This is a genomic window from Sphingomonas sp. Leaf37 (genome assembly GCF_920939475.1).
GTDB lineage: Bacteria > Pseudomonadota > Alphaproteobacteria > Sphingomonadales > Sphingomonadaceae > Sphingomonas.
Genome location: NZ_CAKLAX010000001.1, coordinates 556,804 through 581,300, shown reverse-complemented (window position 1 = coordinate 581,300; position 24,497 = coordinate 556,804). Strand labels below are relative to the sequence as shown.

Annotated in this window: 29 protein-coding genes and 1 riboswitch; of the genes, 20 read left to right on the top strand and 9 right to left on the bottom strand. The window is 66.3% G+C overall.

Translation table 11 applies throughout. The annotated features are described in order from the left end of the window. Positions 1-113 precede the first annotated feature (113 nt). From gcvH to LRA87_RS02530, 3 genes are all read right to left on the bottom strand, one after another. Positions 114-485, bottom strand: a complete 372-nt coding sequence (gene gcvH / locus LRA87_RS02540; RefSeq protein ID WP_230628890.1) for a glycine cleavage system protein GcvH — start codon at positions 483-485, stop codon at positions 114-116. Position 486: 1 nt separating this feature from the next. Further along, on the bottom strand, positions 487-1,695 hold the full coding sequence (gene gcvT, locus LRA87_RS02535) for a glycine cleavage system aminomethyltransferase GcvT (RefSeq protein ID WP_230628888.1): 1,209 nt from the start codon (positions 1,693-1,695) through the stop codon (positions 487-489). A 165-nt stretch (positions 1,696-1,860) separates the two neighbouring features. Continuing rightward, positions 1,861-1,953, bottom strand: a riboswitch (glycine riboswitch). Between the two features lie 219 nt (positions 1,954-2,172). Beyond that, positions 2,173-2,808, bottom strand: coding sequence for a hypothetical protein (locus LRA87_RS02530; RefSeq protein WP_230628886.1), 636 nt, complete (start codon positions 2,806-2,808; stop codon positions 2,173-2,175). Between the two features lie 145 nt (positions 2,809-2,953). Between LRA87_RS02530 and ispH the strand changes: the two genes are divergently transcribed. The 3 genes from ispH (at position 2,954) to rnhA (ending at position 5,498) form a co-directional block, all read left to right on the top strand. Beyond that, positions 2,954-3,925, top strand: coding sequence for a 4-hydroxy-3-methylbut-2-enyl diphosphate reductase (gene ispH / locus LRA87_RS02525; RefSeq protein WP_230628885.1), 972 nt, complete (start codon positions 2,954-2,956; stop codon positions 3,923-3,925). Positions 3,926-4,065: 140 nt separating this feature from the next. Next, on the top strand, positions 4,066-5,019 hold the full coding sequence (thrB, locus tag LRA87_RS02520) for a homoserine kinase (protein WP_230628884.1): 954 nt from the start codon (positions 4,066-4,068) through the stop codon (positions 5,017-5,019). Beyond that, positions 5,016-5,498, top strand: coding sequence for a ribonuclease HI (gene rnhA, locus LRA87_RS02515; RefSeq protein WP_230628882.1), 483 nt, complete (start codon positions 5,016-5,018; stop codon positions 5,496-5,498). The genes thrB and rnhA overlap by 4 nt, the downstream gene beginning before the upstream one ends. A gap of 108 nt (positions 5,499-5,606) precedes the next feature. Here rnhA and LRA87_RS02510 read toward each other — a convergent pair whose 3' ends face one another. From LRA87_RS02510 to LRA87_RS02500, 3 genes are read right to left on the bottom strand one after another with little or no spacing between them, the layout of a single operon-like run. Continuing rightward, entirely contained in the window at positions 5,607-5,780 is a 174-nt protein-coding gene (locus LRA87_RS02510; protein ID WP_230628880.1) for a YegP family protein, read from the bottom strand. A gap of 58 nt (positions 5,781-5,838) precedes the next feature. Then, positions 5,839-6,927 carry an NAD(P)/FAD-dependent oxidoreductase gene (locus tag LRA87_RS02505; RefSeq protein ID WP_230628878.1) on the bottom strand — a complete coding sequence of 363 codons (1,089 nt, stop codon included), beginning with the start codon at positions 6,925-6,927 and terminating at the stop codon, positions 5,839-5,841. Then, positions 6,924-7,862 carry an alpha/beta fold hydrolase gene (locus tag LRA87_RS02500; protein ID WP_230628876.1) on the bottom strand — a complete coding sequence of 313 codons (939 nt, stop codon included), beginning with the start codon at positions 7,860-7,862 and terminating at the stop codon, positions 6,924-6,926. The genes LRA87_RS02505 and LRA87_RS02500 overlap by 4 nt, the downstream gene beginning before the upstream one ends. 52 nt (positions 7,863-7,914) lie before the next feature. Here LRA87_RS02500 and LRA87_RS02495 point away from each other — a divergent pair, with 52 nt between their 5' ends. The 13 genes from LRA87_RS02495 (at position 7,915) to LRA87_RS02435 (ending at position 19,460) form a co-directional block, all read left to right on the top strand. Further along, on the top strand, positions 7,915-8,388 hold the full coding sequence (locus LRA87_RS02495; RefSeq protein ID WP_230628874.1) for an A24 family peptidase: 474 nt from the start codon (positions 7,915-7,917) through the stop codon (positions 8,386-8,388). Positions 8,389-8,450: 62 nt separating this feature from the next. After that, entirely contained in the window at positions 8,451-9,488 is a 1,038-nt protein-coding gene (gene cpaB, locus LRA87_RS02490; protein ID WP_230628871.1) for a Flp pilus assembly protein CpaB, read from the top strand. 1 nt (position 9,489) lies between these two features. After that, positions 9,490-11,130 (top strand): type II and III secretion system protein family protein, encoded by a 1,641-nt coding sequence (locus LRA87_RS02485; RefSeq protein ID WP_443024822.1) that lies wholly within the window; start codon positions 9,490-9,492, stop codon positions 11,128-11,130. Between the two features lie 23 nt (positions 11,131-11,153). After that, positions 11,154-11,795: a CpaD family pilus assembly protein gene (locus LRA87_RS02480; RefSeq protein ID WP_329958575.1), complete on the top strand. Its 642-nt coding sequence runs from the start codon at positions 11,154-11,156 to the stop codon at positions 11,793-11,795. 1 nt (position 11,796) lies between these two features. After that, positions 11,797-13,080 carry an AAA family ATPase gene (locus tag LRA87_RS02475; RefSeq protein ID WP_230628867.1) on the top strand — a complete coding sequence of 428 codons (1,284 nt, stop codon included), beginning with the start codon at positions 11,797-11,799 and terminating at the stop codon, positions 13,078-13,080. Between the two features lie 53 nt (positions 13,081-13,133). Next, positions 13,134-14,108: a type II secretion system F family protein gene (locus tag LRA87_RS02470; RefSeq protein WP_230628865.1), complete on the top strand. Its 975-nt coding sequence runs from the start codon at positions 13,134-13,136 to the stop codon at positions 14,106-14,108. A 21-nt stretch (positions 14,109-14,129) separates the two neighbouring features. Beyond that, positions 14,130-15,113 (top strand): type II secretion system F family protein, encoded by a 984-nt coding sequence (locus LRA87_RS02465; RefSeq protein ID WP_230628862.1) that lies wholly within the window; start codon positions 14,130-14,132, stop codon positions 15,111-15,113. Between the two features lie 234 nt (positions 15,114-15,347). Further along, a complete protein-coding gene (locus LRA87_RS02460) occupies positions 15,348-15,563 on the top strand; it encodes a hypothetical protein (protein WP_230628860.1) in 216 nt (71 codons plus the stop codon). 43 nt (positions 15,564-15,606) lie between these two features. Then, the gene (locus LRA87_RS02455) at positions 15,607-15,840 is read left to right on the top strand and encodes a hypothetical protein (protein ID WP_230628858.1); all 234 of its coding nucleotides are present in this window, start codon (positions 15,607-15,609) and stop codon (positions 15,838-15,840) included. Positions 15,841-16,334: 494 nt separating this feature from the next. Beyond that, the gene (locus tag LRA87_RS02450; protein ID WP_230628856.1) at positions 16,335-16,676 is read left to right on the top strand and encodes a hypothetical protein; all 342 of its coding nucleotides are present in this window, start codon (positions 16,335-16,337) and stop codon (positions 16,674-16,676) included. Positions 16,677-16,787: 111 nt separating this feature from the next. Next, positions 16,788-17,243: a DUF983 domain-containing protein gene (locus LRA87_RS02445; protein ID WP_230628854.1), complete on the top strand. Its 456-nt coding sequence runs from the start codon at positions 16,788-16,790 to the stop codon at positions 17,241-17,243. A gap of 145 nt (positions 17,244-17,388) precedes the next feature. Beyond that, complete coding sequence (locus LRA87_RS02440) at positions 17,389-17,772, top strand: hypothetical protein (RefSeq protein ID WP_230628850.1); 384 nt, start codon at positions 17,389-17,391, stop codon at positions 17,770-17,772. Positions 17,773-17,813: 41 nt separating this feature from the next. Beyond that, on the top strand, positions 17,814-19,460 hold the full coding sequence (locus tag LRA87_RS02435; protein WP_230628848.1) for a thiamine pyrophosphate-binding protein: 1,647 nt from the start codon (positions 17,814-17,816) through the stop codon (positions 19,458-19,460). A gap of 69 nt (positions 19,461-19,529) precedes the next feature. Here LRA87_RS02435 and LRA87_RS02430 read toward each other — a convergent pair whose 3' ends face one another. From LRA87_RS02430 to thiS, 3 genes are all read right to left on the bottom strand, one after another. Further along, positions 19,530-19,814 (bottom strand): hypothetical protein, encoded by a 285-nt coding sequence (locus LRA87_RS02430; RefSeq protein ID WP_230628845.1) that lies wholly within the window; start codon positions 19,812-19,814, stop codon positions 19,530-19,532. A gap of 95 nt (positions 19,815-19,909) precedes the next feature. Next, on the bottom strand, positions 19,910-20,092 hold the full coding sequence (locus LRA87_RS02425; protein WP_230628843.1) for a CsbD family protein: 183 nt from the start codon (positions 20,090-20,092) through the stop codon (positions 19,910-19,912). Between the two features lie 109 nt (positions 20,093-20,201). Then, positions 20,202-21,212, bottom strand: a complete 1,011-nt coding sequence (thiS, locus tag LRA87_RS02420; protein ID WP_329958574.1) for a sulfur carrier protein ThiS — start codon at positions 21,210-21,212, stop codon at positions 20,202-20,204. 319 nt (positions 21,213-21,531) lie between these two features. Here thiS and aroQ point away from each other — a divergent pair, with 319 nt between their 5' ends. The 4 genes from aroQ to LRA87_RS02395 all read left to right on the top strand — a co-directional run bounded on the left by aroQ (position 21,532) and on the right by LRA87_RS02395 (position 24,346). After that, on the top strand, positions 21,532-21,966 hold the full coding sequence (gene aroQ / locus LRA87_RS02410; protein WP_230628841.1) for a type II 3-dehydroquinate dehydratase: 435 nt from the start codon (positions 21,532-21,534) through the stop codon (positions 21,964-21,966). A 14-nt stretch (positions 21,967-21,980) separates the two neighbouring features. Continuing rightward, positions 21,981-22,469 (top strand): acetyl-CoA carboxylase biotin carboxyl carrier protein, encoded by a 489-nt coding sequence (accB, locus tag LRA87_RS02405; RefSeq protein ID WP_230628839.1) that lies wholly within the window; start codon positions 21,981-21,983, stop codon positions 22,467-22,469. Between the two features lie 7 nt (positions 22,470-22,476). Beyond that, positions 22,477-23,841: an acetyl-CoA carboxylase biotin carboxylase subunit gene (accC, locus tag LRA87_RS02400; RefSeq protein ID WP_230628837.1), complete on the top strand. Its 1,365-nt coding sequence runs from the start codon at positions 22,477-22,479 to the stop codon at positions 23,839-23,841. Positions 23,842-24,010: 169 nt separating this feature from the next. Beyond that, a complete protein-coding gene (locus tag LRA87_RS02395) occupies positions 24,011-24,346 on the top strand; it encodes an arsenate reductase family protein (RefSeq protein WP_230629785.1) in 336 nt (111 codons plus the stop codon). The last annotated feature ends 151 nt before the right edge of the window (positions 24,347-24,497 follow it).

The following is a 24,497-nucleotide window of genomic DNA, read 5'->3' as shown; positions in this document are numbered from 1 at the left end:
AACCCCTCCCCTTCAGGGGAGGGGCAGGGGGTGGGGGAGGTCTCACCGAGACCATCGCCCGCGGACATGCCCCACCCCAACCCCTCCCCTGAAGGGGAGGGGCTTGCAAAGACTTACAACTTCGCGACGAACGCTTCGTACGCAGTCTCGTCCATCAGCTGCTCGACCTCGGACGGATCGCTGAGCGTGATCTTGAAGAACCAGCCCTCGCCCTCGGCGTCGGAGTTCACCAGCGAAGGATCGTCGACCAGCGCCGCATTGCCCTCCAGGACATTGCCCGACACCGGCGAATAGACGTCGGACGCCGCCTTGACCGATTCGACCACCGCGGCCTCATCGCCCTTGCCCAGCTGCTTGCCGTCCTCCGGCACGTCTACGAACACGATGTCGCCCAACTGGCTCTGTGCGTATTCGGAGATGCCGACGGTGCCGACGTCGCCGTCGACATCGACCCATTCGTGATCTTCGGTAAAGTAACGGCTCATCTCACTTGCCTCCTGCACGGACGTAGCGGTGGGGAACGAACGGCATCGGGGTCACCGTCGCCTCGTGGATCTTGCCGCGCTGGACCAGCCGCACGGACGTGCCGGCGGTGGCGAGCGCGGTCGGAACGTAGGCCATCGCGATCGGCGCGCCGACGCTGGGGGCGAAACCGCCGCTGGTGACGCGACCCATCACTGCGCCGTCCGCATCGACGACGCTTGCGCCCTCGCGCACCGGCTGACGCCCCGCGACCGACAGCCCGACGCGCTTGACGGCAGGGCCATCCTCACGCTCGGCGAGGATGCGCGCGGCACCGGCGAAATCGGCGGCCTCGCGCCGACGCTTCGACAATGCGAAGCCCAGGTCCGCCATTACCGGCGTCGTCTCGGGATCGAGATCATGGCCATACAGCGGCAGACCAGCTTCGAGCCGCAGCGAATCGCGCGCGCCAAGGCCGATCGGCTTCACCTCGGGTTCGGCACAGATCGCATCGGCGAAGCCGGCGGCGGCTTCGGCAGGAATCGAAATCTCGACCCCGTCCTCGCCCGTATAACCCGACCGGCTGATCCACAGCGCATGGCCGTTCCACTCGAACGCGCCCGCGGTCATGAACACGAGATCGGCAACTCCGGGGATCAGCCGCGCGACCGCCGCGACCGCCTTGGGTCCCTGCACCGCGAGCAGCGCCTGATCTTCCATCAGGTTCATCGTGATATCGTCGGGCAGCACGTCGAGCAGGTATGACAAATCGTCATATTTGGTCGCGCCGTTGACGACGACATAATAGCTCGCCTCGCCGAACGGATGCGCGCCCTCTTCCGGCAACCGCGTCGCCATCAGGTCGTCGAGGATACCACCCTCGTCGTTCAGCAGCAGCGAATAGCGGATCTTCGTCGCGGCCAGCCCGCTGATATCGCCCGGCAACACCGCTTCCAGCGCCCTGGCAACGCCCGCCGCGTCAAGTCCGTCACCGGTCAGGCCGACCTGCCCCATATGACTGACGTCGAACAATCCCGCCGATTCGCGTGTCCACAGATGCTCGGCCATGATGCCGTCATACTGGACGGGCATTTCATAGCCGGCGAACGGCACCATCCGGCCACCGCGGGCGCGGTGCCAGGCGTCGAGCGGCAGTTGCAGGATGGCAGGCTCATCGCCTTCATCAAGGCCGTCGAGCGGATCGGGCAAGGTGTCTGGCAGCGTTTCGCTCATCAACCGTCTCCATAAAAGGCACGCGACCGAATAGCAGCCGCGGGCTCCATTCGATCCGTCATACCCCCTCTGTCACGGTAACCTGAGAGCTTTGACCCTGCGCGCGATTGCACCGGGCTTACCCCTTCGGTGGCTCCTCGAAGGAACGCTTTCCAGAGTGTCGATGAGGCCCGCGCGGTCCGTTGTGCCTGAGAGATTCCGGGGTGGTTGCTCCTTCGGCGGCCTCCTCGTGAAAAGGCTCTCTCCCGCGCGTGCCCATGCCGGTTGCCCGGCATCGACGGGCCAAGCTGTGGCGGCGCGAGGGGGGTTAGTCAATCGAGAAAGCAGCCCCGCGACCCGTCATCCCGGCGAACGCCGGAACCCATGGACGCACACGGCTGATGGCAGTGCACGTACCGCGCCTGCATCCCCGCCATTGGTCCCGGCGTTCGCCGGGATGACGGATCATGGACCGAAAGCCGACCCCCCGGCCCAGCGTCAACGCTGTGCGTTATACTTTAGCTGTTCGTCGGTCAGCTGGAACCCCACCAGCGCCTCGAACGTCGCGCGCAGCACCGCGGATCGCACCTCGGGCCGTGCCAGCGGATCGGTCGCGGCATCCTCGTCACCCGCCTTGCGCTTGCGGGTCAGCTGCTCGCGCACCTCCTCCGGCAACGTCGCCGCACTGCGCGCGATCTGCGTCGAGGCCGTGCCGCTTGCCTGCGCGCGCGCCTGCCCGGCATCGAAGTGGATCGCGATCTGTCCCTTGCGCTTCGCCGTCACCGCGCTGCCGCCACGCACGATCGCGATATAGTAAGGCAGCACGACATCGCGCGGGGCGTCGGTACGGGTGCGGCGGGCGAGCACGTCGAACGTCACCGCGGTCGCGATCTGGTCGCCGGCATCGTTGCACGCGCCGCGCACGTTGGTCATGCTGGCCACCACGTCGATCGCGCTCGCGTCCTGGCTGGTGACAGGGTCGAACAACGTAATGTCGCCGGTTCCCGCCGCAACACCTACGGTCGGGCAGGCGGAGCGCACGGCGGTGATGCCGCCTTCCACGATCTCGCCCTTGCCGGCGCATCCGGAGAGGATCAGGCCGAGGGCGGTGAGGCCGAGAAGCGGAGTTTTCACGGAGACGCGTACCTTTGTCGAACGGGCATGGTGCGTCGCCGGACAGCCCCGGCGGTGCGGCGCGCACCATAGGAACCGCCTTTAGCGGGTGCAAGCAATCGCGTACTTCCGCGCGTTGACCCAATCGCGTAGGAAAGGCCGCATCATGGCTTCTCTTCCAAGCGTGGCCGGCGGCAAGCCGGCCCTCGAGCTGCTGATCGCAGCACCCCGCGGCTTTTGCGCCGGCGTCGATCGCGCGATCCGCATCGTCGAACTCGCGATCGAAAAGCACGGCGCTCCCGTCTATGTCCGGCACGAGATCGTCCACAACAAGTTCGTCGTCGACACGCTGAAGGCGCAGGGCGCGATCTTCGTCGAGGAACTGGATCAGGTGCCCGACGGCGCCCCCGTCGTCTTCTCTGCACACGGCGTACCGAAGTCGGTGCCCGCAGCGGCGCAGAACCGCGGCCTCGACTATCTCGACGCTACCTGCCCCTTGGTATCGAAGGTGCACCGTCAGGCCGAGCGCCTTGTCGCCGCGGGACGCCACATCGTCTTCATCGGTCACGAAGGACACCCCGAGGTTGTCGGCACCTTCGGCCAGGTGCCCGAGGGCGCGATGTCGCTGATCGAGACCGTCGCCGACGCCGAAGCCTTCACGCCGCCCGATCCCGACAACCTAGCCTTCCTGACCCAGACGACGCTGTCGGTCGACGACACCGCTGCGGTCGTCGCAACGTTGCAGCGCCGCTTTCCCAACATGCAGCCGCCGCGTGGCGAAGACATCTGCTACGCCACCTCTAATCGTCAGGCGGCGGTGAAGGCGATCGCCGCCGCGTGCGACGCGATGCTGGTCATCGGCGCGCCCAATTCGTCCAACTCCGTACGGCTGGTCGAGGTCGCCGAACGCGAAGGCATCCCCGCCCGCCTGATCCAGCGCGCCGCCGACATCGACTGGGCGTTCCTCGACGGCGTCGGCACGCTCGGCATCACCGCCGGCGCCTCAGCCCCCGAACTGCTGGTCCGCGAAATGGTCGACCTGCTCGCCACCCGCTTCACGGTGTCCGAGCGTGAGGAAGAAACGACGCGCGAAACGATCGCCTTCAAGCTCCCGCGCGGGCTGGAAGCGGCGGCCTAGAACCAAACGCCAGCTTGGTCATCCCCGCGCAGGCGGAGATCCATAATCCCTCCGGCCTCGATAGAAGCGATATGTCGGCCGCCGCCTGCGCGGGAATGACGAATAGGGGCGATGCCCGGAATAATCGGGGAGAGGACACGATGGCCGTCTACACACAGGTGTCCGCCGAAGCGCTGACCGCCTTCCTCCGCCGTTACGACGACGTCGGCGAACTCGTTTCCGCGAAAGGCATCGCCGAAGGGGTCGAGAACAGCAATTATCTGGTCGATACGACGACGAACCGCTTCATCCTGACGCTCTACGAAAAGCGCGTCGATGCCGGCGACCTCCCCTTCTTCCTCGATCTGCTCGACCATTGCGCCGCCCGCGGCCTGCCCGTGCCCCCGGCGATCAAGGACCGGGACGGCATTGCGATCCAGCAGCTGGAGGGCCGCCCGGCCTGCCTCATCCGCTTCCTCAACGGCGTCTCGCTGACCCAGCCTACGCCGGAACAGGCCGCCACCGCCGGCGCCGCGCTCGGCGATCTGCACGCCGCCGTCGCCGACTTCCGCGGCACTCGCGCCAACAGCCTTGGCATCGCCGACTGGCGGCCGTTGCTGGAGCGCTGCGGCAGTGACCTCGACCGGATTGCACCCGGCCTGTTCGCGCGCGTCGACGCCGCGCTCGCCGCGGTCGAGACGGAATGGCCGCACGACCTTCCCGCCAGCGTCATCCATGCCGACCTGTTCCCCGACAACGTCCTGACGCTCGGCGCACAGGTGACGGGACTCATCGATTTCTACTTCGCCTGCCGCGATCTGCGCGCCTATGACGTCGCAGTCATGCACACCTCCTGGGCCTTCGATCCGCCCGGCGCACCGCTCGACGGCGTCGGCCCTGCACTGCTCACCGGTTACGCGCAGGCGTTCGGCTTGTCCGATGCCGAGCGCGCGGCGCTGCCGGTCCTGGCAAAGGGCGCGTGCATCCGCTTCCTGCTCACCCGTGCGTGGGACTGGCTCAACACCCCCGCCGATGCACTTGTGACGCGCAAGGACCCCCTCGCCTATCTGCGCCGCCTCGACTGGTACGACGCGCATCCGGAGACATTCGCATGACCGACCCCGCTCCGCAGCTGGTGGAGATCGCCACCGATGGCGCGTGCAAGGGCAATCCCGGCCCCGGCGGCTGGGGCGCGCTGCTCCGCTTCGGCTCCCATGAAAAGGAGCTGTCGGGCGGCGAGACGCTGACCACCAACAACCGCATGGAGCTGACCGCGGCGATTCAGGCACTGCGTATACTGACGCGGCCGTGCAAGGTGAAGCTATCCACCGACAGCAAATACGTCATGGATGGCCTCACCCGCTGGATCCACGGCTGGCAAAAGAACGGCTGGCGCACCGCGGACAAGAAACCGGTGAAGAACGTCGAACTGTGGCAGGCGCTGTTCGCCGAGACGCAGAAACATGACATCGAGTGGATCTGGGTCAAAGGCCACGCCGGCAACGCCGACAACGAACGCGTCGACAAACTGGCGAGCGATGCCGCGGTGACCGCCGGCCAGGCTGCAACCGGCGCCGGTCGCGCCATGGCCTGAAAACACGCTGGATACCGGTCGTTCAACCCCGCCGCCCGCTTCACCTCGGACGTGTTCCGGGGTGACGTAGGAACAGGCCTCGTTCAGCCCAGGCTCACGCCCGCGACATCACTCCTCCTCGACCGGTGCCTCCGGCCCGTTCTTCAGGATCGACGCGATCGCATTGCGAGCGGACGCACGGCTCTCATAGCCCTCCGTCCACCAGATCAACTCGCTGTTGTGCTTGAACTTGGCGACGTAATCGCCGGCCTTGTTCTTCTCGATCACGAACTTGTGCGCCATGCCGTGCTCCTTCTCGTGCGATTGACGCAGGTTAACAGCATCGCCGGCGTGCGCCAGCCTAATCCTGCCCGAACCGTGCCGGGCCGTACCGCTGCGGATCGATACGCTCGTGACCCGCGGGCAGCGGCCGTTCCAGCAGCAGGCTCGCCGCCACCGCGGCGCCGGCGGGCGCGGTCTGGATGCCGAAGCCACCCTGCCCGGCACACCAGAAGAATCCCGGCACCGCGGGATCGAACCCGTACACCGGCAATCGATCGGGCGCGAAGCTGCGCAGGCCCGCCCAGCTGCGCTCCACCGCGGCGACCCGCCAGTCGACCACGCCCTCGAACCGGTCGATTGCGATCGCCACGTCCAGCTCCTCTGGCGCCGCATCGCACGCATCGACCGGCGTCTCGTCGTGCGGGCTGAGCCACAGCCTGCCGCCCGATTCGGGCTTGAAGTAGAAATTGCCGGATATGTCGGCGACGTGCGGCATCGCCGTGGATGCCGGGGGATCGGTCCGGATTTGCGCGATCGTCCGACGATAGGGCTGGATCCCGAGCGGCGCCGCCCCGGCCCGCACGGCGACCGGATCGGCCCATGCCCCTGCGGCATTCACCAGTAACGTCGCGCTGAAATCCTGCGACTCGGTCGCGATCGTCCACACGCCGCCCGCCCGCTCCGCCGTCCGCAACCCTGCCCGCGTCGCGATCGTCCCGCCGGCGCGCCGCACCTCCGTCAGATAATGCGCATGCAATGCCGCCACGTCGATATAGGCGCAGCTGGGCTCGAACACGCCGAGCGACCATTCGGGCCGCAGGCCCGGGATGTGCTCGGCAGGATCGACTCGCGACAATGGCACCGACGTGCCTGCGAAGGCGGACAGAAAGGCGTCGATCCGGGCAGCATCTCGCGCCCGGCCAATGTGTAGAGAGCCCAGCGGCTCCAGAAATCCGCCGTCGCGCAACGGCGCTTCGGATGCGCTGGTCAGTGGCTGGATACCCGGCCCGCCATAGGTTTCGGACCAGAAGGCGGCGGAGCGGCCGGTGGCGTGATATCCCGCTTGATCCTCCGCCTCCAGCAATAGCACGCGCGCATGCGGCGCAACCGCGGCGGCAAGGCTGGCACCGGCGATGCCGGCACCGACGATGGCGATATCATGGATCATCGGCGGGTACGCTCATCGAGGAAACGATCGATCGCGTCGTAGGCGCGCAGCCGCACCGCGTCACCCTCGCGCAGGATCTCATGCGCCGATTCGCGACCGAATCGCACCAGTTTGACGTCGGGCAGCTTCGCTGCGAGCCGGATCGCAGCCGGCGCATCGACCAGACCGTCGGCTTCGGCGACCAGCATCAGGATCGGCACTGCGAGGCTCGTCAACCGCGGATCGGCCTGCAACCGAGCGCTGGACGCGAACGCCTCCAGCACCCAGGCCCAGCTCGGCGGGCCGAGCAGCAGCGACGGATCGCGTCCATACCAATAGGCCTCGTCATCGTAGCGTTCGACCGAATGCGTCAGCAGTTGCTGGCGATGTCCGGCGGATCGTGCGTCGTGGCGCACCGCCCATGCCGCGCGGCCCGGATCGCCCAGCCGGGTCATCATTCGCGCCACCCGCAGCCCCGCACCGGCCCCCACCGGCGATTTCACGCCGATCATCGGCGCGATCAGAATGGCGGCATCGGGATCGATCATGCCGTCCAGCATGGCCCGCAACGCAATGTGCCCGCCCATCGAATGGGCCAGCAGTATCGCAGGCCCCTTCCCCTCGGTCCGCCACCCCTGCCAGAACGCGCCGAGGTCGGCGGTCCACGGATCGAAGCTGGCCGCATGGCCGACGTGCGGATCGGCGCCCAGCCGTCCCGAACCGCCCTGCCCGCGCCAGTCGAATGCGGTTACCGACCAGCCGCGATCATGCAGGTGCGCGATCGTCTCCAGATACTTCTCGATCACGTCGGCGCGGCCGCCCTGCACCAGGATACGCCCGCGCGAATCGGAATGGTCCCAATCGAACCGGCGATGCCGCCAGCCATCCGGCGCGATCCATTCTGACAGGCGGGAATCGGCCGCCATCTCTCGGCGCAAGGCGTTCGCATCGGTCATCTTTGGTCGTGGTTACGTTTTCGCAAGCCATCCCGTCTACCTGTTGCGTCCGATGGGGTGGGACAATCTTCTGGTCGTGACGCTGGTCGTCGTTCTCGGCGCGCTGCTGTTGGCAGCGGGGATCGAGGATGCGCGCACCCGCGAGATCGCCAATACCAAGAACGCGGCGATCGCGTTGCTCGCGCCGGTGTGGTGGTGGGCGATGGGCCTCGGCTGGGGTGACGTCGGCGTGCAGGTGCTCGTCGCCGGCATCGTCTTCGCCGTGTTCGTCGGCGCCTTCGCCTGCGGCTGGATGGGCGGCGGCGACGTCAAGATGATCGCGGCGCTGTCGCTGTGGCTACCGTTGGGCGGCCTGGTGAACATGCTGATGGTCATGTCGGTGCTCGGCGGGGCGATCACGCTGGTCATGATGATCGAGCGTCGCTGGCAACGCCGAATCGGCACGGTCGAGGTGCCGTACGGCGTCGCGATCGCTGCCGCCGCCCTCCTCGCACTGCCGCCCGCGATGTCGCGAACCGGATTTTAACCACTCCGACCCAATGATTACCGCCGGATCAACCACCGGTGCGCTGAAAGGCCCGATGAGACATGGATAGTCGCAAGATCGTTTTGCTGGTGGGCGCGTTGTTCGTTGCCGGCATCACGGCATTCTTCGCCCGCACCCTCATCGCAGGGTCTGCCGCACCGGAAGCCGCCGCGATGGGTCAGCCCGTCGCAGCGGTGCCGATGGGCCCTGAAGTGCTGGTCGCCACCCGCGCCCTGCCGATCGGTACCATCCTGGATGCCACCGCGCTGAAGTTCCAGCCGTGGCCCAAGGAACTGGTCGACGGCGCCTATTACCTGCGCACCGGGACCGACCTGTCCAAATTGCAGGGCACCGTGGTTCGCAGCGCGATCACCGCCGGCCAGCCGGTCACCAAGGGTGCGCTCGTCTCGCCCGGCGACCGGGGCTTCCTCGCGGCGGCACTCGGGCCGGGCATGCGCGCGGTCACCGTCAGCGTGTCCAGCCAGGCCGCGGTCGCCGGCTTCGTCTTCCCGGGCGATCGCATCGATCTCGTCCTGACGCAGACCGTCAACGGCGGCGGCGATGGCCAGCCGCTCAAGGTGTCCGAAACGATCATGCGCAATGTCCGCGTGCTCGCTACCGACCAGCGCACCGACAATGTCGCGGGCGAAGACGGCAAGACCCGCGTCAGCACCTTCTCGACCGTCACGCTCGAAGCGACGCCCAAGATGGCGGAGCAGGTCGCGGTCGCCCGCACGATCGGCGAACTATCGCTGTCGCTGCGTGCGCTCGCCGACAATTCGAGCGAGCTGGAAGAAGCCATCGCCAGCGGTGCCGTGAAGGTACCGGACGGCGATCCGAAAGCCGAAAAGGCGATGATGGTTCGTATCGCCAGCCAGCCGCAGACCGGCGGCACCACCTACGCCACCGGCGCCGACGTATCGCGTTTCCAGCGCAGCTCGGTGCCAGCCAAGGCCAGCGGCCCGTCGGACGGCACGTCGTCTATGACGTCGGGCGTGGCACCCGCCGGCGGCGGCACCGCTCCGGTGATCCAAGGACCCGTCGTGCGCGTCGCGCGCGGCAACACAGTGACCGTCGTTCCGGTCGGGGGGAAGAATTAAGATGCGCACCATCTTGCGGACATCGCGCGGGCCCGTGGCCAATGCGCCATCGAAGCGCGCGACGCATCGCGGCATCGCCGCGCTGGCCCTGCCGCTGTCCATCGCGCTGGTCGCGACGACGGCGATGCCGGTCGGCATGGCCGATGCCCGGACCGGCAGCGCCATCCGCGCCGCCACCCGTTCGGGCAGCGTCAGCACGTCGTCGATCGTCCAGGTAAACACTGGTCGTGGTCGCCTCGTCACGCTGTCGCGCCCGATGAGCGACGTGTTCATCGCCGACGAAACTGTCGCCGACGTGCAGGTCCGGTCGCCGACCCAGCTGTACATCTTCGGCAGGAAGACCGGCGAGACGACCATCTCCGCCACCGCAAAGGGCGGCGCGGTCGTCTATGCGACCACCGTCCGCGTCGGCCAGAACATCGATTCGATCGGCGCGATGCTACAACTGGCAATGCCCGATGCGCAGCTGACCGCGACGCCGATGAACGGCCTCGTCCTGCTCACCGGCACCGTCGCCGGCCCCGGCGATGCGGCCGAGGCGGAGCGCCTCGTGCAAGCCTATGTCGGCGACGCGACCAAGGTGCTCTCGCGCCTGCGCACCGCCACGCCGCTCCAGGTCAATCTGCAGGTCCGCGTCGCCGAGGTCAGCCGCGGCTTCGCCAAGAACGTCGGCGTCAACCTGCAAAGCCGCGACAGCACCGGCGGCTTCAAGTTCGGTATCGCGCAGGGCCGCGGCGCGGGCACGCAATTCCTTCCCGGTGGCTCCCTGTCCACCGGATTCACCAATCCGGCCGCCAGTGGCATCAGCCAGATCGCGGGCGGCACGACGCTGGGCCTCGCGGGCAAGCTGCTCGGCTTCGACCTCATCGGCGCGCTCGATCTGGGCGAGACGACGGGTCAGGTCACGACGCTCGCCAATCCGAACCTGACCGCGCTGTCGGGCGAAACGGCGACCTTCCTCGCCGGCGGCGAAATCCCGATCCCGTTGGCGCAGGGTCTCGGTGCCGTTTCGGTCGAATACAAGCAATATGGCGTCAGCCTCGCATACACGCCGACCGTCCTGTCGGACGGCCGCATCTCGCTGCGCGTTCGTCCGGAAGTGTCGCAGCTCGATTATTCGAACGCGGTGTCGCTCAACGGCACGCGGGTACCCGGCATCACCAGCCGCCGCGTCGAAACGACGCTGGAGCTGGGTTCGGGTCAGAGCATGATGATCGGCGGCCTGCTCCAGAACAGCCACAACAATTCAATCCAGAAGACGCCGTTCCTCGGCGATCTGCCGATCCTCGGCGCCCTGTTCCGGTCGAACAGCTTCCAGCGCAACGAGACCGAGCTGGTGATCATCATCACGCCCTACCTCGTCAAGCCGGTGAACAGCCCGTCGCAGATCGCCTTGCCGCACGACGGCTATCGCGCACCCGACGACGCCTCGCGCATCCTGCTGGGCGAGATCGGCGGCGGCGGCGGCGGGCCGCGTCCGGTGCCGACGATGATCCCGGGCGGCCCCGAACCGGTGCCGACGATCGGTGCTGCCGCCACGGTGCCGGCGCTGCCGCGCCGCGACGTGCCGGTGCTTGCCGCGGACACCCGCTCCTCTTCGAAGAAGAAGGGCGCGGCTCCCGCTCCCGGCTTCTCCAACTGATGCCTGCGAAGGACATGGCTTCGATGACCAACCGTTCGATCCTTCTCGCCACGCTCGCCGCCCCTGCGCTGCTGCTCGGCGGGTGCATGGGCACCACCAATCGCGGCATGGAATCGGTTCACCAGCCGGTGGTCGCACGCACCGACTATGCGCTCGATCTCGCCACCGCCCGCACCGGGCTGGCGACGGGGGAAAGCCGCCGTCTCATGGCATGGATGAACACCATGCATCTGGGCTACGGCGACCACGTCGCGCTCGATGAGGCAGGCTATGCTGATAGCGCGGCCCGCAACCAGGTGGCCAACGTGGTCGCGAGCTATGGCCTGCTGCTGTCCGAAGACCGGCCGGTGACCAACGCACCTGTCACCCCCGGAACGCTGCGCGTCGTCGTCAGCAGGATGCGCGCGGAAGTCCCCGGGTGTCCCGACTGGAGCCGTAACGCGTCCAGCGAATTGCAGGGCAACACCTCGTCCAATTACGGCTGCGCGATCAACACCAATCTGGCCGCGATGATCGCGCGCCCCGGCGATCTGGTCCGCGGTGCCGATCCGGACACGCTTGCGGACACCGACGTCAACACCAAGGCGATCGAAGCCTATCGCCGCAAGCCCGCAACGGGTGCCGGCGCGCTCGAAGCTGTCAGTGCCAAGGGGGGAGGCAATTAACATGAACGCACCCTGGAAACCCGCCGGCGTCGGCCATCGCGAACCCTTCGCCGCCTATGTCTGCGACGACACGACGGTCGAAACGCTGCGCCCGATCGCCGCCGAACTCGGCTGGTCGGTCGACAAGGTCCACAAGGGCGGATTGCGCAACGCGGTCCAGTCGCTGTCGGTCTCGGCCAGTCCGCAGATCCTGTTCGTCGATCTCGCCGAATCCGGTGATCCGCTCAACGACATCAACGCCCTTGCCGAAGTCTGCGAACCCGGCACGGTGGTGATCGCCGCCGGCCAGGTCAACGACGTCCGCCTCTACCGCGATCTCGTCGCCAGCGGCATCCAGGATTATCTGCTGAAGCCGCTGCATCCCGATGCGATGCGCGAGGCGTTCAGCCACGCGCAGACGATGCTCAACGCGCCCAAGCTTGCCGAGGCCGCCGTCGATCGTCCGCATTGCGCGATCGCGGTGATCGGCACGCGCGGCGGTGTCGGTGCGTCGACAATCGCCACGTCGGTCGCCTGGTTGCTCAGCGAAAAGGAAAAGCGTTCTACCGCGCTGCTCGACCTCGACGTGCATTTCGGCACCGGCGCGCTGACCCTCGATCTGGAGCCCGGCCGCGGCCTGACCGACGCGATCGAGAACCCCAGCCGCATCGACGGCCTGTTCATCGAACGGGCGATGGTGAAGGCGACCGAGAAGCTCGCGGTCCTGTCCGCCGAAGCCCCGATCAACGCGCCGATCATGACCGACGGTGCCGCCTTCTACCAGTTGCAGGAGGAGATGCGCGCCGCGTTCGAGGCGACCGTCGTCGATCTGCCGCGCGCGATGCTGGTCCAGCACCCGCATCTGATCAGCGATATCCAGGCCGCGGTGGTCGTCACCGAACTGACGCTTGCGTCGGCACGCGACACGATCCGCATCCTGTCCTGGCTGAAGAGCAACGCGCCGCAGACCCACGTCACCGTGGTCGCGAACCGCGTTCATGCCTCGGGCCAGCTCGAGATCACGCGCAAGGACTTCGAGGGGTCGATCGAGCGAAAGATCGATTTCGTCGTGCCCTTCGACCAGAAACTTGCGGCGCAGGCGGCCAAGCTCGGCAAGCCCCTTGCCGAAGCGGGCAAGGCGTCGAAAACGGTCGCGCCGATCCTCGACCTTACCCGCCACGTGCTCAACGCCGGCGAGGAACTGGTCGCCAGCGGCAAGGACGGCACCGACAAGGGCGGCAAGGCGAAGGGCAAGTCGCTGATCGGCGGCTTCTCGTCGCTGCTGCCCCGACGCGCCAAGAAGTAACTGTGTCGCCGTCGGTAACGGCGGCCTAACGAACCGGAGGCGAACGCGCCGCGATGGATCTGTTGCCACTCCTGATGGTCTGCCTCGGCGCCGTGATCGCGGTGGGGCTCGTCATGTTCGCGCTTGCCGGTCCCTCGCCGCAGCGCGCCCAGACCCGCCGTCTCGCCGCGATGCGCGAACGGCACGGCGACGGCGCGGTGGTGGCGGAGGCCCAGATGCGGCGCATCGCCGCCGGCCGCATCCAGACCAAGACCGATGTGGCGTTCGGTCGCCTGCTGCCAAATCCGGCGCAACTCGCCAAGCGGCTGGCGATGACCGGCAAGGACTGGACCGTCGGCAAATACGGCATGGTCAGCGCCGGCCTGATCGTCGTCGTCGCCGGTCTGCTGTTGCTGAAGGGTGCGCCGTTCCTGCTCGCGCTGCTGTTCGGCCTCGCGGTCGGCGCGGGACTGCCGCACAAGATGGTCAGCTATTTCATCAAGCGTCGCGTCACCCGCTTCACCGCCAAGTTCCCGGATGCGATCGAACTGCTCGTCCGCGGCCTGCGCTCGGGCCTGCCCGTCACCGAGACGATCCAGGTCGTCGGCAACGAGGTCGAAGGACCCGTCGGCGAGGAATTCCGGATGGTGTCCGACAAGATGAAGATCGGCAAGTCGATGGACGCCGCGTTGCAGGATACCGCGGACCGGCTCGGCACCCCCGAATTCCAGTTCTTCGTCATTACCATCGCGATCCAGCGCGAAACCGGCGGCAACCTGGCCGAAACGCTCGCCAACCTCGCCACCGTCCTGCGCCAGCGCAGCCAGATGAAGCTCAAGATCAAGGCGATGTCGTCCGAATCGAAGGCGTCGGCCTATATCGTCGGCTCGCTGCCGTTCATCGTCTTCGCGATGATCTGGGTGATCAACCAGGGCTATATGCAGAACTTCTTCGTCGATCCGCGGCTCATGATCACGGGCCTCGGCGGCCTGATCTGGATGGGCATCGGCGTGTTCATCATGGCCAAGATGGTCAGCTTCGAAATCTAACGGAAAGAACTGGGTAGCGACATGCAGGCTTCCGGACCGACGCTGATGGGCATCGACGTGCTGTGGGTGGCGACGATCCTGTCGGGCGTCGCCGCCATGGCGGTGATGTTCGCAATCTATACGGTCTCCACCGTCGTCACCGATCCCATGAGCAAGCGGGTGAAGGCGCTCAACGACCGCCGCGAACAGCTGAAGGCGGGCATTACCGCCTCGACCAAGCGCCGCGCCAAGCTCGTCCAGCGCAACGACACCACCGATCGCATGCGCAGCATGCTATCGTCGCTGAAGGTGTTGCAGGACAGTCAGGTCAAGGAAGCGCAGGTCAAGCTGATGCAGGCCGGCATCCGGTCCAAGGAATGGGCCGTCGGCGTCATCTTTGGTCGCCTGGTGCTGCCGATCGTGTTCGGCGGGCTGATGGTCTTCATCGTCTATGGCACGGACAGCTTCGCCGACTGGTCGCCGCTGAAGCGCTACGGCCTCGTCGCCGTCACCTTCATCCTGTCGTACAAAGCGCCGGACATCTTCCTCAAGAACAAGATCACCAAGCGCAGCGACGCGATCCGCAAGGGCCTGCCCGACGCGCTCGACCTGCTGGTGATCTGCGCCGAGGCGGGCCTCACCGTCGATGCCGCCTTCCATCGCGTCGCCAGGGAATTGGGCCGCGCCTACCCCGAACTCGGCGACGAATTCACGCTGACCGCGATCGAGCTGGGCTTCCTCACCGAACGCCGCCAGGCGTTCGAAAACCTCGCCACCCGCGTCAATCTCGACGCGGTAAAGGGCGTCGTCACGACGATGATCCAGACCGAAAAATACGGCACCCCGCTCGCCTCCGCGCTGCGCGTCCTGTCCGGCGAATTCCGCAACGAACGCATGATGCGTGCCGAGGAAAAGGCCGCGCGCCTGCCCGCGATCATGACGATCCCGCTCATCCTGTTCATCCTGCCGACGCTGTTCATCGTCATCCTCGGACCCGCAGCCTGCTCGATCAGCGACGCATTCTGAGGACGATGCGCCGCTACGCGCAAGGCAAGCCGTCGGCCCCGTAAGCCGGCGGCATCGATTGCCACGGCGGCTACCGAAAAGACGCCCGCGCCATCTGGGCAAGCAGCGTCGACCAATGACGCCGCGACCGCACGTACGTCTTACTTTCCATCTGAGGGGTTTCTTCTGCGAACCCTGGAATGGCGGCTATCGCCCACTTGCAGACATCCACGCCAGCGATTTACAGTTCACCCCATGCGAAAGATCGGCCTCGACTTCCTCCTGTTTGGCGTCCTGCCGGTCTTGGTCGTCGTCGTGTGCGGGATCGGTCTGATTGGCGGCATCACGGACGCAGAGGCGTTTGTGCCCGTGTATCTTGCTGGGCTAATCTTCGGCATCGTTGCCGTCGTGATGTATGGGGTCGGTGCGCTGTTTAGAACCGCTCGTTGGCTCGTCACCAACATCCGCTAACGCCCATTTGCAGCTATGGGCGGTGAGGCTCTAAGCACGCCCGATGACCGTACCCACAATCCACGCTTTCTTGAGCCAGCTTGACGCGAGCCGAACACACTACTCGCTAACCTCGGTTCGCGAGGGCGCGGTGATGGTGCACGTGGCGCTTCCCGGCGAACGCTGGGAGGTGGAGTTTTTTGCCGACCGTGAGCCGGAGGTCGAAGTCTTCCGCAGCGACGGGACGATAGGTGGGCAGGAAAAGGTCGCAGAGCTATTGCGCAACCCTGCGGACTGAACGTCCGCTTTCCACCCACAAGCGGCCATTCCGCTAACGCCCGAACTGCGGACGTTCAGCCTGCACCTCGATCACGCAGAAGCATAAATAACAGGATGACCGGCGGCACGAGGGTGAGTGCCGAGAAAGTCCAGATGGAAGCGCAGTAAGCCGTCGGATCGGAGGGCGCGCATCTGGGCAAAATCGAGCCGGAATATGCCCACCCGCCTACATGGACGAGCAAACTAAACAGGGTTCCGGCCACGGCCAAGACGAGACCTGTTCGATCAAGAAAGTGAGGGCGCTGGCTCATCGTGAACGACGTTACACCAGATGTCCGCTCCCCACCACGTCGTGCCGTGCCGACGGCACCAAGCCGACCCGATCACCCGAAAGCCGACGGACCTCTATCGGGCGGGAAAGCTGCCGGACGGCTGGCGCCCAAAGGCCGACGCGGAGAGCGGCGCAAGCCTTTCTCCGTTGCGGACGTTTGTTCAGCGTGACAGCATCGCGGGATGAACATCAGGATCGTGCAGCGACCCATCGGTGAAGCTCCAGAGTGGGTCAGAGACGCGTGGATCGGTTTGTCGTTGCCATTGGCCTCGGAGCGCGAGCGTGAGTGGCGGAGTTTAGGCGTGCTCACGGGGCCACACGGCTGGCTTTCGCAGGTTTGGGCGATCTTCACTGGGAAGACGTTCGCGGTGAAAGGCTATATGGTCAACGCCAAGGCGGCGGTCGATCAGCTAGCCAACCATCATCCAAGCGCCGCTGCGTGGTGGCGGGAACACACACCTCACATGGTTACCGGCCGGCGCTACTTTGCGTTCGATGCTGCTGCTTGTGAGCAGGAGCCGTAAACAACCGGCGGCTTTTCAGGGGTTAGCTTGTAAAGCGGACTGTCTCCTTTCCACCCAAAGTAGGACATTCTGTCCAATGTCCGCCGTCTCCGCTCTGCTGTAGCAGGCGCTATGCTTCAGAAAAATTGGCCCGCCATCCCCCCACACGAGGGCGGCGACAAGTTTCGCTGGATCATCACGTGTGGCTGGAAAGGATTGTGCCCTCGATGCGGCAAGGGCCACATGTTCAGATCATGGCTCAAGGTTACCGACCGCTGTGAACAATGCGGTCTGGATTATCGCTTTGCCGCACCGGATGACGGCCCCGCTTTCTTTTCGCTTTGCATCATTTGCCTCCCGTTGATCTTCTTTGTTCTTTGGCTTCAGGTAGCGTTTGACCCGCCTTGGTGGGTGCACCTGCTGACGTCGGTTCCTTTCATGGCCCTCGGGACGCTCTTGCCGCTTCGCCCTATCAAGGGCTGGCTGGTTGCGTCACAATATGTGAACCGCGCACAGGAGGCAGGTACACAGGCTCTCTGGGCAAAGTTGCATGATAGTGATCCGACGAAGAGCGAGTTCGATCAGTAGCCCAGTCGCTCAGCGAACCGGCAGCTGACCACCAGACCCGGGCATTTTCCAATCGCTTCACGTGACGATCCATTCGTCCGTCCCCCACGTGGCAATGAACCAACCCCGGTCAACCTCGTTATGCACCCGTAACAGGGAGGCCCGGATGCTCTTCACTACCACCACGCAATTCGCCGCATTGGCGCTGTGCCTCATAGCCGGCTGGTTCTTCGGTCTCGCAAGCAGCGGCGGCGGCAAGAAGTGGAAGGCGCGCTATGCCGCCGAGCGCGAGGCGCACGCCGGCTATCGGAAGCAGGGTGATACCGGGCTCGCCGCCGCCAATGCCCGCATCGCTGAACTGGAGCGCGAGAACGGGCGCCTCGCCCGCGCCGCTGAAACCGCTGCCACCCCGGTGGCCGCAGCAGCGCCCGCCCCGACGCTGGCCGAACGCGTCACCGGCCGACCCAGCGCGGCGCGTGCCGCCCGCCCCGCCTACCCGGCCGATCGCCGCCCCGGCTGGTTCGATTTCGGCAATCGCCCGCGCGTGTGACGGCGCTCGACAGGGGATGATCGGACGGCGATAACTGCGGGATGGAGAGTCCCACACGCACCGGCGGCCGTATATTGGTCGATCAGTTGATCGCTCAGGGTTGCGAGCGCATCTTCACCGTTCCCGGCGAAAGCTTCCTCGCCGTGCTCGATGCGCTCCACGACACGCCGCACATCCAGACGGTGACGTGTCGGCAGGAAGGCGGCGCGGCGTTCATGGCCTGCGCCGACGGCACGTTGACCCACCGCCCCGGCATCGCCTTCGTGACCCGCGGACCCGGTGCGACCAACGCCGCGATCGGCGTCCACGTCGCACGGCAGGATTCGCAGCCGATGATCCTGTTCATCGGCGATGTCGATCGCGCCACTCGCGACCGGGAGGCTTTTCAGGAAGTCGACTTTCAGGCGATGTTTGCGCCGCTCGCGAAATGGGCGGCACGGATCGACGATGCCGCGCGTATCCCCGAATATATCGCCCGCGCCTATGCGGTGGCGATGAACGGCCGCCCCGGCCCGGTGGTGCTCGCACTGCCCGAGGACATGCTGCTCGACGAGGTCGCCGCGATCGATCGTCCCCGCGTCGAGCGCCTGCCGCAGGCTTGCGACGAGGCCGCGATCGACCATCTCGCCGATCTGCTCGCCACCGCCGAACGTCCGGTGGCGATCGTGGGTGGTGCCGGCTGGGACGGCGTTGCCGCACAGGATTTCGCCGCCTGGGCCGATCGGACCGGCGTGCCCGTGGTCGCGGCCTTCCGTCGGCAGGATGCGATCCCGAACGACTGCCCGAGCTATGCGGGCAACCTCGGCTATGGTCCCAATCCCCGACTGGTCGAGCGGGTCAAGGCCGCAGACTTGCTGATCGTCGCCGGACCGCGACTCGGCGAAGCGACGACGGACGGCTATACGCTCGTCACCCCGGATCATCCCGGCCAGCGGCTGGTTCACATCCATCCCGACGCGAACGAACTCGGCATGACCTATCGCACCGACCTCGCGATCTGCGCCGGCATGGCCGATTTTGCAGAAGCGCTTGCCGGTCTCGATGGTCCGCCCCATCCCGGCGGCGCGGCGGCGCATGCGGAATGGCTGGCGTGGTCGACGCCCGCACCGCGCGATGGCGTGGCGATGGACCTCGGCCCGTGCGTCGCGGCGATGCGCGAGCGTCTTCCGGCCGATACGATCATCTGCAATGGCGCGGGCAATTACAGCGGCTGGTGGCATCGCTACTGGCCCTATGCCGCGCCCGGAACGCAGCTCGCCCCGACCTCAGGCGCGATGGGCTATGGCCTGCCCGCCGCCGTGGCCGCGGCGCTTCGCCATCCGGAACGACAGGTGGTCGCGCTCGCCGGCGACGGCTGTTTCCTGATGAACGGACAGGAACTCGCCACCGCGGTCCAGCACGATGCCGACCTGCTGGTGCTGGTCGTCGATAATGGCGGCTACGGCACGATCCGCATGCATCAGGAACGTGCCTTTCCCGGTCGCGTCTCGGGCACCGCGCTGACAAACCCGGATTTCGCGGCATTGGCGCGCGCCTATGGATGCTGGGCCGAAACCGTCGATCGCACGGCGGACTTCGCCCCCGCTCTCGCTCGCGCGCAGGAACGGCGTGGCGTCCGCCTTTTGCACCTCAGGACGGATATCGAGGTCATCACCGCCGGTGCCACCCTCGCGACGCTCGCGCGGTAGAGCGACGGCAGCGACCCGACCCCGTCACCGCTGCGAATGCGCGATGACGGGGGCCGGGTTTGGCAGCGTTTAGCGCAGCTTGGACGATCCGTTGACCAGAGCTGCCTTCTGCTCGTCCGACATAGCCGCGGCGTTGACGTCGGCGTCGTCGATCGCCTCGTTCTGACGCTCGCCGTTTTCGCGAACCGCCTCTGCACGATCTTCCAGGTTGTCGGCGGCCGCTTCCAGCGCATCGGCGCGGTTGTCCGCGGCGGCCTCGACCTGGCTGCCGAGCTTGTCGTCGCCCTTGCCGCCACATGCGGCCAGCGACAGCGCCATGGCGCCCAGGCCCAGCGCGATCATCGTCGTCTTCATATAGTCGTCCCCTGTTGTCGCAAAGAAAGGTTGTCGCAAAGAAAAGGCCGCCCCGCGATCGGGACGGCCCTTCCTGAAAATACTGATCGGCGAGATCAGATGTTGTCGCCGAGCGCGCCCTTGACGCTGCCCTTGACCTTTTCGCCCTTGCCTTCGAGCTGCTGCGCTTCGCCTTCTGCGACCAGCTTGTCGTTGTCCGTGTGGTTGCCGATGGCTTCCTTCACGTTGCCGATGGCTTCGTTGATGTTGCCTTTGATCTTGTCGGTGAGTTCGCCCATCAGAGCCTCCTGCGATGACTGCGCCCCGCCAGCCGGGCCGCTTGATCTAACGCAAGAACAACGGGTTCAAGTCGGACCGGTTCCGTGACAAATATGTTAGGGTGCAAGACTATGAGATGAGTCCGGCCAAAGGGCTGGACGGATCGGCATAGCGCCGCTGCCCCATCCGCCCGGCCCGATACGCAAGCCGCCCCGCCTCTACCGCGCTCCGCATCGCCGCCGCCATCATTACCGGGTCCTTCGCCTCGGCGATCGCGGTGTTCATCAGCACGCCGTCGCAGCCCAGCTCCATCGCCACCGCCGCGTCCGAAGCCGTGCCGACGCCGGCATCGACCAGCACCGGCACCCCCGCACCCTCGACGATCAGCCGGATCGTGATCCGGTTCTGGATACCAAGCCCCGATCCGATCGGCGCGCCCAGCGGCATGATCGCCACCGCTCCCGCATTCTCCAGCCGCTTCGCCGCGATCGGATCGTCGACGCAATAGACCATCGGCTTGAAGCCCTCGTTCGCCAGCACTTCTGTCGCGCGCAGCGTCTCGTGCATGTCAGGGTACAAGGTCTTCGCCTCGCCCAGCACCTCCAGCTTGACGAGGTCCCAGCCACCGGCCTCACGCGCCAGCCGCAGCGTACGGATCGCGCTCTCCGCATCGAAACAGCCCGCGGTGTTGGGCAGGTACGTCACCTTCTTCGGATCGATATAGTCCATCAGCAGCGGCTGGTTGCGATCGGAGATATTCACCCGTCGCACCGCCACCGTGACGATCTCCGCACCGGAGGCCTCCAGCGCCGCCGCATTCTGCGCGAAGTCCTTGTACTTGCCCGTCCCCACGATCAGCCGCGACCGGAACGTCTGGCCCGCCACCGTCCAGCTATCGTCTACGATCGGTGCAACATGGTCGCCGCCGCCTACGAACGTCACGATCTCCAGATCGTCGCCGTCCTCGACACACACGTCGGCAAGCGTCGACCGCGGCACGATCTCCAGGTTGCGCTCCACCGCCACCTTCTCCGGCACCAGCCCCAGTTCGGTCGCAAGATCGGCGAGGCTCATCCCCGCATGCACGCGCTTGTGTGCGCCGTTCACGCTGATCGATACGGTTCCGTCGCTATGCGGCATGACGTTCAAAACTCCTTGATGGCTTCCATCTAGGCACCTGTTCCCGAGTGTCCACCTTCGGAAGGTTGATTCACGCGAAGACGCAAAGCCGCGAAGAGGAAGAAGGTTTGTTCACGCGGCGACGCGGAGGAGAATAGGCCCACCGCCTTGCGCGCAGCGCTCTCATAACCCGTCGTGATGACATACGGCGCTGACGCGGGCGAGACATCCTCCGCGTCTCCGCGTCTCCGCGCTAACAACCTTCTTCTTAGCGCCTTCGCGTCTTCGCGTGAAAACCACCTTCTTTGCCCCGACCGCAAAACAGCGATAAGCCACCGAAATGACCGACACGATCTACGTCCTCAACGGCCCCAACCTCAACCTCCTCGGCACCCGCGAGCCGGAGATCTACGGCAGCGACACGCTCGACGACATCGCCGGCCAGCTCGAAGACCGCGCCCGCGAGCTGAACCTTGAGATCGACATGCGCCAGTCCAACCACGAAGGACACCTCGTCGACTGGCTCCACGAAGCCCAGGCCCGCAACGCAAAGGCCGTCATCCTCAACGCCGGTGCCTTCACCCACACCTCGGTTGCGGTCCACGACGCAATCAAAAGCATCAGGACGCCGGTGATCGAGGTTCACCTCTCCAACCCCCACACCCGCGAAGAATTCCGCCATATCAGCTATGTAGGCCGCGCGGCGAAGGGAACCATCGCCGGTTTCGGCGCGCTCTCCTACACCCTTGCGCTTGAAGCGGCGGCGCGCTTCTGACAGGAGGCCTCCCCATGACCGACCAGACCAACTCAGGTGCCATGCAGGTTGACGTAAACCTCGTGCGCCAGCTCGCCGAACTGCTCGACGCCACCCACCTCACCGAAATCGAGGTAGAGGAGGGCGACCGCAAGATCCGCGTCGCGCGCAAGGCCGCCGCTCAGGCCGCCCCCGTATACGCCGCTCCGCAGCCGATGGCAGCCGCCCCCGTCGCGGCCGCGGCTCCGCCCGTCGCGGAAGCCGGCGCGATGGCCCCCACGCTCAGCACCGCCAACGCGGTGAAATCGCCGATGGTCGGCACCTGCTACCTCTCGGCAGAACCCGGCGCGAAGCCGTTCGTCGCGATCGGCCAGTCCGTGGCGGCCGGCGACACGCTGCTGATCGTCGAGGCGATGAAGGTCATGAACCCGATCGTCGCGCCGTCCGCCGGCGTCGTGCGCCAAATTCTGATCGAGAACGGCCAGCCGGTCGAGTTCGACCAGCCGCTCGTGGTGGTCGAGTAACCGCCCCGTGGCCTCGACCCCTACGCGCCAGATCAAGAAGCTGCTGATCGCCAACCGCGGCGAGATCGCACTGCGCATCCACCGCGCCTGCCATGAAATGGGCATCAAGACGGTCGCGGTGCATTCGACCGCCGACGCCGACGCGATGCACGTCCGCCTCGCGGACGAGGCGATCTGCATCGGCCCGCCGGCGGCGGCCGACAGCTACCTCAACATCCCCAACATCATCTCGGCGGCCGAAATCAGCGGCGCCGACGCGATCCACCCCGGTTACGGCTTCCTTAGCGAGAACGCGCGCTTCGCCGAGATCGTCGAGCTGCACGGCCTGATGTTCGTCGGCCCCAAGCCCGAACACATCCGCACGATGGGCGACAAGATCGAGGCGAAGCGCACCGCCGGCGCCCTCGGCCTGCCGCTCGTCCCCGGCTCCGACGGTGCGATCAGCGACCTTGCCGAGGCGAAGGCGATTGCGGCGAAGGCCGGCTATCCCGTCATCATCAAGGCGGCGTCGGGCGGCGGCGGGCGCGGCATGAAGGTCTGCACGTCCGAGGACGAGCTGGAAACGCTGATGCAGCAGGCCGGTAGCGAGGCGAAGGCCGCGTTCGGCGATGCGACCGTCTATCTCGAAAAATACCTCGGCAATCCGCGCCACATCGAAATCCAGGTGTTCGGCGACGGCAACGGCAATGCGATCCATCTCGGTGAACGCGATTGCTCGCTGCAACGCCGCCACCAGAAGGTGCTGGAGGAAGCCCCCTCCCCCGTTCTGGGCCAGGAAGATCGCGATCGGATCGGCGGCATCTGCGCCCGCGCGATGGCCGATATGGGCTATCGCGGTGCCGGCACGATCGAATTCCTGTGGGAAGACGGCGAGTTCTACTTCATCGAGATGAACACGCGTTTGCAGGTCGAACATCCGGTGACCGAGATGATCACCGGCCTCGACCTCGTCCGCGAACAGATCCGCATCGCCGAGGGCCATCCGCTGACGCTCCGCCAGGAGGACGTCCAGTTCCGCGGCCACGCGATCGAATGCCGAATCAATGCCGAGGACCCACGCACCTTCGCCCCCTCGCCCGGCCTCGTGAAGCAATATCACGCGCCCGGCGGCATGCACGTCCGCGTCGATAGCGGGCTGTACGCAGGCTATAAGGTCCCGCCTTATTACGACAGCATGATCGCCAAGCTGATCGTCTACGGCACCACCCGCGCCGGCGCGCTGCGCCGCCTCCGCCGCGCGCTGGAGGAATTCGTGATCGAGGGTCCGACGACCACGATCCCGCTCCATCAGGCGCTGCTCGACGACCCGGAGTTTCAGGAAGGCCAGTACACGATCAAGTGGCTGGAAGAATGGCTGGCCAAACAGGGCTGACCTAAATTCCTCCCCCGCAAGGGAGAGGGGGACCGTTCGGCAAAGCCGAATGGTGGAGGGGGAGGTAAGCGGCGTCCTCGATAACGAAGCGCATCGCTTACCTCCCCCTCCGTCACGCCTACGGCGCGCCACCTCCCCCTCGCGGGGGAGAACTGGTATGGACGCCACGATGCAAGCCACCATCTACCACAACCCACGCTGCGGCACCTCCCGCACCATCCTCGGCCTGCTCACAGACGCCGGCGCCGACGTGACGATCATCGAATACCTCAAGCACCCACCGACGGTAGCCGAGCTCTCCCGGCTCTACGCCAGCGCCGGCCTGTCCCCACGCGATGGCCTGCGCACGACCGAACCCGCCGCCACGGCGCTCGCGGACGCCAGCGACGCCGACGTGCTCGAAGCCATGGCGATCAACCCTATCCTCATCCAGCGCCCGCTGGTCGAAACCGACAAGGGCGTCGTCCTCGCCCGCCCGCCCGAACGCGTCCGCGAGATCCTTTAGGCCGGGCCGCTGGGCGAGATGGCAACGCCGCCGCGACGCCAAGTGCATTCTGCGATGACCTTCCGTTCTTACTTCCCTCCATAGAAGGGGGGGGCGGGGGTGGGTGGGTACATGGGATACCGCTGAGGTGTCCTCACTGGCCCACCCACCC